Source organism: Leuconostoc inhae, assembly GCF_019656015.1.
In the GTDB taxonomy this organism is placed as follows: domain Bacteria; phylum Bacillota; class Bacilli; order Lactobacillales; family Lactobacillaceae; genus Leuconostoc; species Leuconostoc inhae_A.
On record NZ_BPKW01000004.1, the window covers coordinates 102908 to 116932 of the forward strand.

The window sequence follows — 14025 nt, forward strand, 5'->3', positions numbered from 1 at the left end:
ACAATGGCCGATGTCATAAATGCCGACAAAGTTTTAGTATTAGATTACGGTAGTCAATATAATCAATTAATTACCCGCCGAATTCGTGAAATGGGTGTTTTTTCTGAATTAAAGTCACGCAATATGACAGTTGACGAAGTCAAGGCATATAACCCTAAAGCTATTATTTTATCAGGTGGTCCAAAATCGGTCTACGAAAAAGATGCCTTCACAATTGATAATGAGATTTTTAACCTTGGTGTACCCGTCCTTGGTGTTTGTTATGGCATGCAATTAATGGCACAAAATCTTGGTGGAAAAGTTGAAGCCAACACTGGCAACGGTGAATTTGGGCAGACTATTTTGAAGCAAACTGAAGAAAGTGGTCGTTTATTAGCAAATACACCGCTGTCTCAGACAGTTTTGATGAGTCATTCAGATAATGTCGTTGACTTGCCTGATGGTTTTGTTATTGCTGGGGGATCAGAATCAACACCAATAGCTGCTATTGCTAACGAAGAACGTCGCTTGTATGGCGTACAATTTCACGCTGAAACGACACTGTCAGAGCACGGTAAACAAATTTTACAGAATTTTGTGCTAGACATTGCTGATGCTGTTGCTAATTGGGATATGAGTGGCTTTATTGATGAACAAGTTGCCCACATTCGTGAAGTTGTTGGTGATAAAAAGGTGTTGCTTGGTCTTTCTGGCGGCGTTGATTCATCAGTAGTTGGCGTTTTATTGCATAAAGCGATTGGAAATCAATTGACATCAATTTTTGTTGATCATGGTTTGTTACGTAAAAATGAAGCAGAGCAAGTTATGGAGATGATGGGTAAGCAATTTGGCCTAAACATTATTAAAGTAGATGCACAAGAACGATTCTTATCCAAATTAGCAGGCGTTAAAGATCCTGAACAAAAACGTAAAATTATTGGTAATGAATTTATTCAAGTCTTTAATGATGAAGCAACTAAATTAGATGGCATTGAATTTTTGGCACAAGGGACACTATATACAGATGTGATTGAATCTGGAACAGATACTGCGCAAACAATTAAGTCACATCATAATGTGGGTGGCTTACCAGAAGATATGCAATTTAAGTTGATTGAACCACTCAATACACTTTTCAAGGATGAAGTTCGCGAACTTGGTGAAGCGTTAAATATGCCTCATGAAATGGTTTGGCGGCAACCGTTCCCTGGACCAGGATTAGGTATTCGTATCCTTGGTGATATTACAGAAGACAAGCTTGAAATTGTGCGTGATTCTGATTGGGTTTTACGTGACGAAATCGCTAAGGCAGGTCTTGAAGCTGATGTATGGCAATACTTTACAGTATTAACTGGTGTGCGTTCAGTTGGTGTTATGGGAGATTTTCGTACCTATGACTACACGATTGCCATTCGAGCTATCACTTCTGTTGATGGCATGACAGCTGATTTTGCACAATTACCTTGGCCACTACTACAAAAAATTTCTGCACGTATTGTTAACGAAGTTGGTCATATCAATCGCGTCGTGTATGACATTACGGCTAAGCCACCTTCAACAGTTGAGTGGGAATAAAATAGATATCTTCATAGCTTAGTTTAACGCGTTTTAGAACATGATAAACATTTAGAAGCTGTATCGACTAAAAAAGATTACGATAAGGTTAACTTTATCGTAATCTTTTTTGTGTTATGTAAATTATCATTTTATTGCTATTACAATTTTAACTATTAATTAATGTTCGTCAATTATTCTGTTAGCGCGTTCGATTGTAGAAATGAACTGTAACACACTGTTTATCTGATCGTTTGTTAATCCACCCATTTTAAATACTAAGTTATCTGATAGACCTAACAAATAATCAGCCGAAGTGTCTAAAATGCCACAAATTTTAACTAGTGTTTCAAGTGATGGATAAGATAGGCCTTGTTCATAGGCTGATATAGTTCCTTTGCTTACTTCTATACGTTTGGACAATTCTAATTGTGTCAGATTTTTAGATTTTCGTACTGCTTTAAGTTTTTCTCCAAAAAAGTCTGTCTGCATATTAAATCCACCTTTTCTATAGGATATCAGAGGTATATACCAGTATTAGGTGTATAAAGTACTAGTTAAATTGATACTTTATTTAAAATGTGGTATTATTATATTGTTATTAAACAAATAATTGAAAACGGAGAATTGAAATGAAGAATGAAAATCACCAGTGGAAATTAGTAAAGTTTGGTAAGTATCTTGTCAGTGTTGGTGTTATGACACTGGTTGTTGGTAGCAGTGCTGTAATGGCAAGTGTTAGTACAAACACGGTGGCTTCAAAAACAAATGCTGTCAAAAGCACAATTGTAAAAGCAAGTTGGCAAGCAAATTCAACTGACACAGTTAAACAAAATATTGCGAGTCAAAATAAATCAAATGACATAGATAATTACGAAGTGCAATGGGGTGATACGTTAAGTACCATTTCACAAGTTACTGGCATAAGTGTGAATGATTTAGCTTCACGTTATGGCATTCCTGATGCCAACAGTATCTTTGCAGGTGTTACTTTAGTACACCAAAAAGATTTCAATAGTCAAGTCGCTAGCATCACTGCTGCTGTGCCATCTATTGTTACTGGCATAAGTGCAGCAACAAGTACGCCAGCTGCTAATGGTTCAAGTGCAGCAACAAGTACACCAGCTGTTAACGGTTCAAGTGCAGCAACAAGTACACCAGCTGTTAACGATTCAAGTGCAGCAACAAGTACACTAGCTGTTAACGATTCAAGTGCAGCAACAAGTACACCAGTTGTTAACGATTCAAGTGCAGCAACAAGTACACCAGTTGCTAATGGTTCAAGTGCACCAGCTAATAACGGTTCAACCACGTCAACTGATAAGGGTTCATCTACATCAGCTGCTAACGGTTCAACCACGTCAACTGATAAGGGTTCATCTACATCAGCTAATAACAGTTCAGCCGCTTCAAATGATAATGGTTCTGGTATCAAGCATGCCGTTCCGGGATCAGCTCAAAACCCAATTAATCCTGATACAGGTACGGATGCCCCTAATGGTGCATATTTTGATAATGATGGCTGGAATTAATTCTAGTCACATCAAATCATAATCCAAATTGTAAATACTGTATAGGTGAAATCCAGAAAAATAGCTACCTAACATGGTATCATTTTTTTGATTGACTATTATGGACGGAAGAGAGAAAAAATTTATGGTATCAGAAAATATGCCAGGAAAATGGCATTTGTATGAATTTGTAGATCTCCCAAATTTTGATCATTGGGATAAAGGTATAACAGCTAATCAGATTTATGCACAAAAAAAAGCAGAGATAGAGAACAAACAAAAAATATACAAATGGGTGAGTATTGGTTGTCTTATAGCTGGCATAATATTGATATTGAATGTTGGTTTGTTATTGTTAATTGCATCTTTTATATTTAGAAAAAAAGGTGGTCTCAGTCAAAAACTGACTGTTGAATTAAACGCAGCTCATAATGATTTGATGTTAACTTGGTATGAACATACAGATATGTTTATTCAACCACTAGCAGAAAAATTGCTGACAGAACAATGGAAAAGCTATAGAATTGGTAGAAAATGTTTGATTTATGGCAATCAAGGATGTGTTTATTTTGATGTAGAGAAAGAATTGTTAGTTGCCTATAATAAAGAAAATATTAAAGAAGTCAGTAGAGAACGGGTACATACTGGGGCCCAGACAAGTAGCACATCTAACTCAGTAGGTCTTGCGACTGCTGTGGGAAAATCCGGTCTATCCGTTGGTGGTGCTCAGACTGCTACACAAGCAAATACCACTGATTATTATGAATGGCATTTCGATATTTTAACTGATTTTATTTCTTATCCAAAAATCTCTTTGATATTGGCAGATTCCAAAAGCGTTGAAAACTTTATTGGACAAGCTTATGCAATTTTGAAACCCTAACATGCTATTTTAAACAGGTTAAGTAATGTAGCATGATTATAAAGAAACGGAATAAAATAATGGATGCTTTAAAAATAAAAAACGCCAATGGTGAAATTAATAAAAATGTGATAATTGGTAGCGGTGCAGTCTTGATCGTGATAATCGGTCTTTTCATATTTTTTTCTCTTCCGAAGCATTTGACGGGCGAATATTCGCATAAAACGAACTTGCTATTATTTTCATCAACTGACACATTAAAGTTTGACGGAGATAAGGTGATTGAATATACTGACGGAAAAAAAGCACAGTCTGGCACATATACAATTTCTGGTAGTGAATTAAAAATGACGATTGCTAAGTATAATATGACGGCTAAACTGTCAGATGATAAACAGTCTTTTGTTGTTGAATCTGCAGATGGATTAGCCTCATTAACAGAGGGCTTTAAATACACTAAGACTGATAAGCAATGATTACTAATTCATAAGCCGAAGAAAAAGATGACAAGTTTTAACTTGTCATCTTTTCTTTTATGGTAAAATAGTTATTATATAGTTTAAAATTTAAGGTTGAGAGGATTAATGGCAATCAATTATCCTGCAGGGACTCATCATGTCCAAGACATTCAAAATACAATACGTACAGGTAAAACAACGAAAAAGGCATTAACTTTTGGCAAACGAGGAATGGGTTTGGAGGAGGAAATTAACCTTGCAAATGACTACTATCTTGCAAATCATTTAGCAGTTATCCATAAAAAGCCGACACCAATAACGATTGTCAAAGTCGATTATCCGGCACGGTCAGCAGCAAAAATTACTGAGGCTTATTTTAAACAAGCTTCAACAACTGATTATAATGGTGTGTATCAAGGACGTTATATTGACTTTGATGCAAAAGAAACTAAAAACAAAACATCATTTCCGTTAAAAAACTTCCATGAACATCAAATTATTCATTTGGCGAGTATTCTATCGCAACATGGTATTGGGTTTGTGATTATTAAATTTACAAGTTTAGATGAAACCTATGTGTATCCAGCAAAATACTTGATTGCACAGTGGCAAAAACTCAAAGGAAAACAATCGATTGCCTATCATGAAATTGTGCGTGATAGTTACGTCGTGCCAACTAGTCTCAATCCGAGTCTAGATTATTTACAGGCTGTCGATCAGTATTTTGAACATTTAAACTAACAATTAGGAGTACTCTAGTCATTATGGCAAACGAAAATCAATGGTCGCGCGTGAATCGCAATCATAATATGTACGATAACCATCCGGCAACTGAACCACCACGCATGCCAAAACAAAATGGTACGGGTGGCCCCCAAAAACCAAGAAAAAAACGACGTTGGGTGTTAGCAATATTTTTATGGTTAGTTGTTTTAGGTATCATTGGTGGCCTAGCTGGAGCAGCTGTATTTGTGACGTATGCAAACGATGCGCCTAACATTACGCAAGCTAATTTAGCTTCTGAAACATCAAGTAGTATTTATGATAATCAAGAAAATGCGATTTGGAAATTATCAACAGTAGATCGTGATTATGCTAGTTCAAATGAAATCCCAAAGCAATTAAAACAAGCAGTTGTTGCGACAGAAGATCGCCGTTTTTATAAACATAATGGTGTTGATCCTATTCGTATTGCTGGGGCCTTGGTAGCTAACATTCGTGGGTCATCATTAGGTATGCAGGGCGGTTCAACCTTGACGCAACAGCTCGTTAAACTATCAGTATTTAGTACATCGACAGCTGATCAAACAGTTAAACGTAAGGCACAAGAAGCTGTCTTAGCCATGCGTGTTGAAAAGAATTTTTCAAAAGATGAAATATTAACTTTTTATATGAACAAGGTTTACATGGGACATGGTGTCTCTGGCATGAAGACAGCATCTGAATATTTTTATGGTAAACCACTAACACAATTATCATTGGCTCAACTTGCCTTATTAGCGGGTATGCCACAATCACCAACTAATTATGATCCCTATTTAAAAGATACATCACGTAGTACGGAACGACGTAATACTGTTTTGTCTGCCATGGTTAAGTATGGTGCAGTCACACAAAGTCAAGCCACCGCAGCGGCTAAAACATCAGTAACAGATGGTCTACAAGATTTAACTGCTAAAGCAAAGTTAGCAAATAACAACCGACAAGTGACAGATGCATATGTGCAGTCAACGATTGCCGAAGCTAAGGCGTTAGGATATGACACGACAAAATCTGGATTGAAAATTTATACAAACATGGATTCGACTATGCAACAGTACATGTATGATAATGCTAATGGCAATAGTATCGCTTTTCCTTCAGCAGATACGCAAATTGGTGCAACCATGACAGACCCTAGTAATGGAAAAGTTGTTGCACAAATTGGTAGTCGCAATACTGACGTTTTACAGGCAACAAATCATGCTACGCTAACTGGACGCTCAGCTGGGTCATCAATTAAGCCTTTGTTAGATTATGGACCAGCTATTGAATATCTCAATTGGCCGACATATAGGACAGTAGAAGATAAAAAATATAAGTATACTGGCACAAATATTGATGTTTATAATTGGGATCGCAAAGACATGGGTAACATTACGATGCGTTCAGCGTTGACCCAGTCACGTAATATTCCGGCAGCAAGAACTTTGGAAGAAGTTGGTGGTGCAAATGCTGGCAAATTCGTTAATAATATTGGTATACCAACTAACCATGTACCAGGTGGACAGGATGCTATTAACTTAGATGCGTCAACGGAACAAGAAGCAGGTGCTTATGGTGCTATTGCCAATGGTGGCACATACTATAAACCAAGCTATATTACTAAAATTGTAACAGCTGATGGCACAACGCATAATTATAATACGAGTGGTAAGCGAGCCATGAAGACGAGTACAGCGTTCATGTTAACTGATATGATGAAGGGCGTTATCAAACCTAACGCAACAGCTAGTGATGCGATTATTCCAGGGTTAAATCAAGCAGGGAAATCAGGGTTGGTAGCTTATGGCGATAATGAAAATATGCCAGACCAAGCAATTAAAGATGCCTGGTTTACAGGATTCACAAAATCATATGCGTTATCAGTATGGACTGGTTATGATTGGCCTGCTAAGAATTATATTCCTTGGACATATCAAGATCTACCAGCGCAATACTATCAAAGAATCATGTCATATGCCATGCAAAATAAGCCAAACACTGATTGGACAGCACCAGATACGGTAACACCAAAAGTAAGAGGCAATATTGTAGAGTATGAAGTGAAAGGTGAAAAGTGGAGTAATGGTGGGTTACCATCGGTTAATTCATTACCACAATCCGGCGAAACGCCAGCAGAAGCAGGTATTTCAGGATCTGCAGCTGTTGGTGCAACAACAGGCAATAATTAATGTGAATGATAAAAATCTTGCATAGGCAAGATTTTTATTTTGGAGGTCAGTGACATGTCAAGATTATGGGTCACAGGATACCGTAATTACGAAATTGGTACATTTGGTGATAAAGATCCAAAAATTGAAGTGATTAAATATGCTTTAAATCGTACACTTAGGGAACAAATAGACAATGGTCTTGAGTGGGTAATTACTGGTGGACAAATGGGTATTGAACAGTGGACAGTTGCTGTTATTTCAGAGTTAAAACAAGAATTTCCATTTTTAAAAGTGGCCATAATGTTGCCGTTTCAAAACTTTGGTAGTGAATGGAAACCTGATAATCAAGCTCACCTGAAGTCAATTATTGCAAAAAGTGACTTTTGTGAAAGCGTGTCTCAAGCACCATATGAAGGGCCACGGCAATTACAAAATTATCAACAGTTTACGCTCAGCCATACTGATGGTGCGATTTTGGTATATGATACAGAATTTGAGGGGAAATCTGTCTATGATTATCGTGCCATTGAAAAACAACAAAATATCGTGCCGTATCCGTTGACGACGATTGATATGGATCAATTACAGGAATATGCAACAGAATATGAAGAGATACGTGAAGAAAAGTCTAATTTTTATGAATAAGCGAGCAAGTACCTTGTAATTTTAGTTATTTATTGGTAATATTAAATGAGTAAAAAAATAAATGAGGTGTGAACTTGTGGAACAAGTAAAGTACACGCAAAAAGATATTCTAGAACGTGTTTTCAAACAAAAACGTATGGGTGTTGGATATGATCCAGCTGATGTTGATAATTTCTTAGATGATATCATCAAGGATTATGGTGCTTATGCTGGTCGTATTGATCAATTGCAAAATGAAGTGACACGTTTACAGACGGCTTTGAAAGCGTCACAGGAACAATTGGTGGCTGTGAAGCAACAACAACCTCAGACAGTGGTTACGCCAGCTACGGTTATTCCCGAAGCACCTTATGTGGCGCCTGTAGTTGAAACACCAAGGCCTGCACAAGTAGTGACTAATTTAGATTTAATTAAACGTGTTGCTAATTTAGAGCGTGCTGTATTCGGACATGATGCTGAGAATGTCTAAGTTGTTTGATTAATGAGTTAGTATGATATATTAAGTTACATGTGTCAATAGTTTTTAATTTGTAAGTATCGGGTAATTGCGCGCTATATTTCTAGCGTGAGGAAGGTCCATGCTCACACAATCTGAGATGATTGTAGTGTTTGTGCTGGGATAAAAAATAAACCCAGGGGCAGAAATGCCACGGCGGTCGAAAAGGCTAAGGTTACGGCTATGTCTTAATAGGCTCGAAGGTGCCATAGAAACGTATGCGTTAATAAAAGTTAACGTTTGAGACGAGGTAAACCCCACAAGTGGGCAACCCAAACTTTTGGTAGGGGCGGCTGATCTAGCAAATTGAAGCGATGGTCGGTATGGTTTGGCGACAAACTTAGATAGATGATTACCGAAGGTAATATGATCCTGCATATTACTGGAACAAAACATGGCCTACAGATACTTACAACAGGAGACGTCACTCTGTGGCGTTTTTTTTATGATATTTTATGCAATAATTAAGTTAATATACAACTCTTTAGTGAATATAAGCCAGAAAATATTGCATAAAAATTCATAAAGGGTTATGATTAATTACGTTAATTAGGATATAGGAGAATTGAAGATATGGTACACAAAATTGTAAAAAAATTAGTTATGACGGCGATGGGATTGATGTTATTGCTGCCAATGTTTCTAGTTTTTGTTCCACAAACACAAGCAGCAACGACAGATCCTGCCTACACGGCGATTAAAAAGCGTGGCGTTTTGATCGTTGGTTTGTCAGCTGATTATGCACCATTTGAATTTCATGCCACAGTCGGTGGTCGCGATCAAATCGTTGGTTTTGAAGTCGCTATGGCGAAACAAATTGCGAAAGATTTGGGTGTAAAAATCCAAATTAAAGAAATGGGATTTGATGGATTAATCGGTGCTGTACAAACTGGTAAAATTGATGTGATTATTTCAGGTATTAATGCAACACCTGAACGTGAAAAAGTTGTTGATTTTTCAAAATCTTACATGTCACCCAAACAAACAATATTAATTTTAAAAAAGAATGCCCCACAATTTACAACAAATGTTGATTCGTTTGCTGGTAAGAAAGTAGGCGCACAAAGACAAACGACACAAGAAACTTTTGTACAGAATAATATGCCTTCATCGACATTAGTTAGTATCCAGAAAGTACCGGATTTAGTTTCTCAACTATCAGCTGGTAAAGTTTCAGGTGTTGTTTTAAATGATCCAATTTCTGAAGCTTACGCACAACAAAATAAGACATTGCAAGTTATTTATCCAAAGCCAAATGAAGCTGAAGGTGCTGTGTCAGTTGCAATGCGTAAAAATTCACCCGTGTTACAGTCAAAAATTAACACGTCAATAGATGGCATTGTGTCCTCTGGTAAATTAAAAGCTTACCAAAAAGAGGCAAATACGTTAATGTTTGCTAAGCAATCATTTTGGGCAAAATATGGTAATTTATTTATTAAAGGGACATTGATTACGCTTGCTTTAGCTGCAATTGCAGTTGTTATTGGTGCCGTGTTTGGAACTGTAGTGGCTTTATTCAAATTGTCACCAAACTTCATATTAAAGTCACTTGGCAATATATACATTGAATATATACGTGGAACACCTTTGTTAGTGCAAGCGTTTATGGTATTTTTTGGCACACAAGTTATCGGATTGAATTTGTCAGCTTTTGCCGCTGGTGCTTTGGCAATGGGATTAAATTCCGCTGCCTATGTTGCTGAAATTATCCGTTCAGGTATTAACTCAGTTAATTATGGTCAAACAGAAGCAGCAAGGTCTCTTGGTTTATCTAAGGGTAAAGCTATGCGTTATATTATTTTACCGCAAGCTATTAAAAATATTTTACCAGCCTTGGGTAATGAGTTTGTGACGGTTATTAAAGAAGGATCAGTTGTGTCAGTTATTGGTGTTGGTGAATTAATGTTTCAAACCGGTGTTGTACAAGGTGCCAGTTTCCAGCCATTCTTCCCACTGCTAATTACCTCATTCATTTACTTTGTATTAACGTTTAGTATTAGTCGTGCATTAGGTTATGCTGAAAAGCGTATGGCGCGTACTAGTCGTTAATGCAACAAAATAGGTGAGAAACGAATATTAAGATTTTGAGTTTATGAAAGTGCTTACAAAGCAAACGTTCGTAAATATATATATAAAGTAGTCAATCGTTCGTGTATAACGAACGATTTTTTTATTTGTGTGAATTTTCTTATTTAAAAGCGAAGCATTTTATGCTGTTTTCTGTTAAATTAGAATAGTAAACGAACGAATGATGAATTGCATTTGATATTTTGAATAAAACACGAACGATGGAGAAAATTATGCCACAAGCCGCTGTAATTATGGGGTCAACAAGTGATTGGCCTGTTATGCAACAAACAACTTTTTTATTAGAGAAGCTAGGTATAACATATGAAAAACACGTTATTTCTGCGCATAGAATGCCTGAACAGTTACAAAAATTTGGACAGGCAGCAGAAAAAAGTGGTTTACAGGTGATTATTGCCGGCGCAGGTGGCGCAGCTCATCTACCTGGTATGATTGCAGCAAATACACTTATTCCTGTAATTGGTGTTCCTATGCAGTCGCATGCTCTAAATGGCTTGGATTCTCTGCTCTCAATTGTGCAGATGCCAGCTGGCATTCCTGTTGCTACTGTTGCTATTGGTGATGCAGGGGCTAAAAATGCCGGTATTCTAGCTGCACAAATTATTGCTTTGCATCATGAAGACGTCAGAAAAAGCTTAGTGGCATTTCGAAAGGAACAAACCAAAAAGTCTATTGATAGCGAGGCGGAATTAATATGACAAATCTTATTTTGCCACCAGCAACAATTGGGATTATTGGTGGTGGCCAATTGGGACAAATGATGGCATTATCTGCAAAAATGATGGGATATAAAGTTGGGGTTTTAGACCCAACTGTGGCATCACCAGCTGGGCAGGTATCAGATTTTCAGATTATTGCTGAATATGATGACGCGAAAGCATTAGCTGAACTTTCGCAACGTAGTGATGTTTTGACATATGAATTTGAAAATGTTGATATTGATGCTTTATCCGAACATAAAGATCGCTTACCTCAAGGTACGCGATTACTTGAAATAACCAGTAATCGTTTAAGAGAAAAAACATTTATTCAAGATAGTGCTAAAGTACCTGTAGCTAAATTTATAGCGGTTCATGACGCTCAAGAATTTAAAATGGCCGTTGTAAAAATAGAGTTGCCAGCAATTCTTAAAACGGTGAGCGGTGGCTATGATGGTCATGGTCAATGGCACGTCGATAATCAAGCTGATGTTGATGAAATCATAAATGATTTCCCAACAGGCACACTTATATTAGAACAAAAGGTACCATTTAAAAAAGAGTTGAGTATCATGGTGACACGTGACGCACAAAGCCATGTCACGATGTGGCCAATTTCTGAAAACGTCCACGTGAATCATATTTTGAAAACAAGCCTTGTACCCGCTAATATAAGTGTCGCGCTCACAAAAAAAACACAACAAATTGCAACTGAAATTGCGAATGAATTAGATTTAAGAGGCGTTTTGGGTATAGAGTTATTCGTCAGTGATAATAATGTTTGGGTGAACGAACTTGCACCACGCCCACATAATTCGGGGCATTACACGATTGAAGCAACGAATGTATCACAATTTGAAGGCCATATTCGCAGTATTACCGGCTTAACAATACCTGAAATTAAGATAGAGAAGCCTGCATTAATGCTAAATTTATTAGGAGATGAAATTCAGCAAGCTAGGAATGATTTGGTAAATCATTCAGAATGGCATTTTCATGATTACGGTAAGGCAACAATCAAACGTAATCGTAAAATGGGTCACATTACAGTAATTGGCGAAGATAATATTAAAAAATTATATGAATGGAGTCAAACACATGGACAGCATTGAGTATGAAAAACGTACAATTACACGTGGTGTATTGAAATATACAGGTAAAGCAAAACAAGTATACATGACAGATGATCCTGATATATTGTGGGTGCATTATCTTGACCAAGCCACAGCATTAAATGGCAAAGTGAAAGAAACAATTAGTGGAAAAGGCGAACTCAATAGTGCCATTAGCCAATTATTATTTAACTATTTAACTGAAAACAATATTAAAAATCATTACTTGCGTTCGATTTCGAAAACTGATGAGCTGATTACCAGTTTGGACATTTTGCCGATCGAAGTTGTGACACGAAATTATGCTTCAGGCCATTTTGTGAGTAAGTTTGCGGCAGTGCCTATGCAAAAATTAACACCTGTTGTCCAAGAATTCTATTATAAGTCAGACGCGCTGGACGATCCATTTATAAATGATTCACAAATTTTGGCGTTAAAATATGCTACAAACGCTGAACTAGACAAATTAAGATATCAATCGACAATTATTAATGAACATTTAATAAGCTTGTTTCAAAAAGCCAATATTACGTTGATTGATTTTAAGTTAGAGTTTGGTCGTACAAAAAATGGCAATATATTATTAGCTGATGAGCTATCACCTGACAATATGCGTTTGGTTGATGTAGCAACTGGGAATTCATTAGACAAAGACGTTTTCCGCAAACATGCAGGTGACGTCACAGTTGGTTATCAAGAAGTCCTAACACGATTACAGCAGATCATTTAAGGAGAAAAACAATGTATTTAGCAAAGATTTATGTGACTTATAAGCCGTCAATTTTAGATCCACAGGGTGAGGTCATTAAGGCCGCATTAAAGCGTATGGATTACGTTGGTATTGAGCAAGTTGCGCAAGGCAAGTATTTTGAAGTAATATTAAATGCCAAAGATGTTGATGTTGCAACTGCCGAAGTTGAAAGCTTTACGGAGGCCTTGTTAATTAATCAAAATACAGAAACCTACCGTTTTGACTTGAGTTTGGTGCCAGATGAGGTGGATGTATGAAAGCGGCCGTGATTAGTTTTCCTGGATCAAATTGTGATTTTGATATGCTTTATGCGTTACAAGATTTTGGCATAGATGCAGAGATTGTTTCGGCTAAACAAAATAATTTAGCAGGATTTGATGCTATTTTTTTACCAGGTGGTTTCTCATATGGTGATTATCTTCGAACAGGTGCTATCGCACGTTTTTCACCGATTATGAGCGCCGTCACGCAGGCAGCAAATGCGGGTAAACTGATTGTTGGTGTTTGCAATGGCTTTCAAATTTTGACAGAAGCTGGTTTGTTACCAGGACAACTGTTAGGTAATGCGACACCAGGGTTTATCTGTGACGAAGTTGCATTACGTATTGCAAATGGTCAAACAGCATTCAGCAATGCATATGATGTTGATGAAACAATTTCAATACCTATCGCACATGCTGAAGGGAATTACTTTGCCGATGAAGCAACTTTAGATAAGCTTGAAAAAAATAATCAAATTATATTCCGATATGTGAATAACCCAAATGGCTCAGCACATGATATTGCTGGCATTATGAACGAGAAAGGTAATGTTTTTGGTATGATGCCTCATCCAGAACGTGCAGTCGACTCAGTGCTTGGAAATATTGACGGCCAAAACTTCTTTAAAAGTATGCTTTCAGGTATTTTAACAAAAGCATAATGCTTATTATTTATAAAACATAGGTCATAGTAGG

At 37.0% G+C, this 14025-nt stretch carries 15 protein-coding genes and 1 other RNA gene; 15 read left to right on the forward strand and 1 reads right to left on the reverse strand.

What is annotated here, in order from left to right:
• Positions 1-3: 3 nt before the first annotated feature.
• A complete protein-coding gene (gene guaA, locus K5Q14_RS02940) occupies positions 4-1554 on the forward strand; it encodes a glutamine-hydrolyzing GMP synthase (RefSeq protein ID WP_220734343.1) in 1551 nt (516 codons plus the stop codon).
• Positions 1555-1713: 159 nt separating this feature from the next.
• Here the strand turns inward: guaA and K5Q14_RS02945 are convergent, their stop codons facing one another.
• Positions 1714-2025, reverse strand: a complete 312-nt coding sequence (locus tag K5Q14_RS02945; protein WP_220734344.1) for a helix-turn-helix domain-containing protein — start codon at positions 2023-2025, stop codon at positions 1714-1716.
• Positions 2026-2165: 140 nt separating this feature from the next.
• Here K5Q14_RS02945 and K5Q14_RS02950 point away from each other — a divergent pair, with 140 nt between their 5' ends.
• From K5Q14_RS02950 to purQ, 14 genes are all read left to right on the forward strand, one after another.
• The gene (locus K5Q14_RS02950; RefSeq protein ID WP_220734345.1) at positions 2166-3065 is read left to right on the forward strand and encodes a LysM peptidoglycan-binding domain-containing protein; all 900 of its coding nucleotides are present in this window, start codon (positions 2166-2168) and stop codon (positions 3063-3065) included.
• A gap of 124 nt (positions 3066-3189) precedes the next feature.
• Entirely contained in the window at positions 3190-3927 is a 738-nt protein-coding gene (locus K5Q14_RS02955) for a hypothetical protein (RefSeq protein WP_220734346.1), read from the forward strand.
• Positions 3928-3959: 32 nt separating this feature from the next.
• Positions 3960-4382: a hypothetical protein gene (locus K5Q14_RS02960; RefSeq protein WP_246587525.1), complete on the forward strand. Its 423-nt coding sequence runs from the start codon at positions 3960-3962 to the stop codon at positions 4380-4382.
• 108 nt (positions 4383-4490) lie between these two features.
• Complete coding sequence (gene recU, locus K5Q14_RS02965; RefSeq protein ID WP_220734347.1) at positions 4491-5105, forward strand: Holliday junction resolvase RecU; 615 nt, start codon at positions 4491-4493, stop codon at positions 5103-5105.
• 23 nt (positions 5106-5128) lie between these two features.
• Positions 5129-7297, forward strand: a complete 2169-nt coding sequence (locus K5Q14_RS02970) for a transglycosylase domain-containing protein (RefSeq protein ID WP_220734348.1) — start codon at positions 5129-5131, stop codon at positions 7295-7297.
• A gap of 54 nt (positions 7298-7351) precedes the next feature.
• Positions 7352-7924, forward strand: coding sequence for an SLOG family protein (locus K5Q14_RS02975; RefSeq protein ID WP_220734349.1), 573 nt, complete (start codon positions 7352-7354; stop codon positions 7922-7924).
• 76 nt (positions 7925-8000) lie between these two features.
• Entirely contained in the window at positions 8001-8393 is a 393-nt protein-coding gene (locus tag K5Q14_RS02980; RefSeq protein WP_220734350.1) for a DivIVA domain-containing protein, read from the forward strand.
• Positions 8394-8457: 64 nt separating this feature from the next.
• Positions 8458-8827, forward strand: an RNA gene (rnpB, locus tag K5Q14_RS02985) — RNase P RNA component class B.
• Between the two features lie 166 nt (positions 8828-8993).
• Entirely contained in the window at positions 8994-10469 is a 1476-nt protein-coding gene (locus tag K5Q14_RS02990; RefSeq protein WP_220734351.1) for an ABC transporter substrate-binding protein/permease, read from the forward strand.
• A 251-nt stretch (positions 10470-10720) separates the two neighbouring features.
• A complete protein-coding gene (gene purE / locus K5Q14_RS02995; protein WP_220734352.1) occupies positions 10721-11206 on the forward strand; it encodes a 5-(carboxyamino)imidazole ribonucleotide mutase in 486 nt (161 codons plus the stop codon).
• On the forward strand, positions 11203-12318 hold the full coding sequence (gene purK / locus K5Q14_RS03000) for a 5-(carboxyamino)imidazole ribonucleotide synthase (RefSeq protein ID WP_220734353.1): 1116 nt from the start codon (positions 11203-11205) through the stop codon (positions 12316-12318). The genes purE and purK overlap by 4 nt, the downstream gene beginning before the upstream one ends.
• A 16-nt stretch (positions 12319-12334) precedes the next feature.
• Complete coding sequence (locus K5Q14_RS03005; protein ID WP_220734488.1) at positions 12335-13048, forward strand: phosphoribosylaminoimidazolesuccinocarboxamide synthase; 714 nt, start codon at positions 12335-12337, stop codon at positions 13046-13048.
• Positions 13049-13059: 11 nt separating this feature from the next.
• Complete coding sequence (gene purS / locus K5Q14_RS03010; RefSeq protein ID WP_220734354.1) at positions 13060-13326, forward strand: phosphoribosylformylglycinamidine synthase subunit PurS; 267 nt, start codon at positions 13060-13062, stop codon at positions 13324-13326.
• Entirely contained in the window at positions 13323-13991 is a 669-nt protein-coding gene (gene purQ, locus K5Q14_RS03015; protein WP_220734355.1) for a phosphoribosylformylglycinamidine synthase subunit PurQ, read from the forward strand. Before purS ends, purQ begins: the two co-directional genes overlap by 4 nt.
• Positions 13992-14025 lie beyond the last annotated feature (34 nt).

Coding starts and splice junctions, on each gene's coding strand:
- guaA (WP_220734343.1), top strand. CDS start 4: ATGGCCGATGTCATAAATGCCGACAAAGTTTTAGTATTAGATTACGGT.
- K5Q14_RS02945 (WP_220734344.1), bottom strand. CDS start 2,025: ATGCAGACAGACTTTTTTGGAGAAAAACTTAAAGCAGTACGAAAATCT.
- K5Q14_RS02950 (WP_220734345.1), top strand. CDS start 2,166: ATGAAGAATGAAAATCACCAGTGGAAATTAGTAAAGTTTGGTAAGTAT.
- K5Q14_RS02955 (WP_220734346.1), top strand. CDS start 3,190: ATGGTATCAGAAAATATGCCAGGAAAATGGCATTTGTATGAATTTGTA.
- K5Q14_RS02960 (WP_246587525.1), top strand. CDS start 3,960: ATGATTATAAAGAAACGGAATAAAATAATGGATGCTTTAAAAATAAAA.
- recU (WP_220734347.1), top strand. CDS start 4,491: ATGGCAATCAATTATCCTGCAGGGACTCATCATGTCCAAGACATTCAA.
- K5Q14_RS02970 (WP_220734348.1), top strand. CDS start 5,129: ATGGCAAACGAAAATCAATGGTCGCGCGTGAATCGCAATCATAATATG.
- K5Q14_RS02975 (WP_220734349.1), top strand. CDS start 7,352: ATGTCAAGATTATGGGTCACAGGATACCGTAATTACGAAATTGGTACA.
- K5Q14_RS02990 (WP_220734351.1), top strand. CDS start 8,994: ATGGTACACAAAATTGTAAAAAAATTAGTTATGACGGCGATGGGATTG.
- purE (WP_220734352.1), top strand. CDS start 10,721: ATGCCACAAGCCGCTGTAATTATGGGGTCAACAAGTGATTGGCCTGTT.
- purK (WP_220734353.1), top strand. CDS start 11,203: ATGACAAATCTTATTTTGCCACCAGCAACAATTGGGATTATTGGTGGT.
- purS (WP_220734354.1), top strand. CDS start 13,060: ATGTATTTAGCAAAGATTTATGTGACTTATAAGCCGTCAATTTTAGAT.
- purQ (WP_220734355.1), top strand. CDS start 13,323: ATGAAAGCGGCCGTGATTAGTTTTCCTGGATCAAATTGTGATTTTGAT.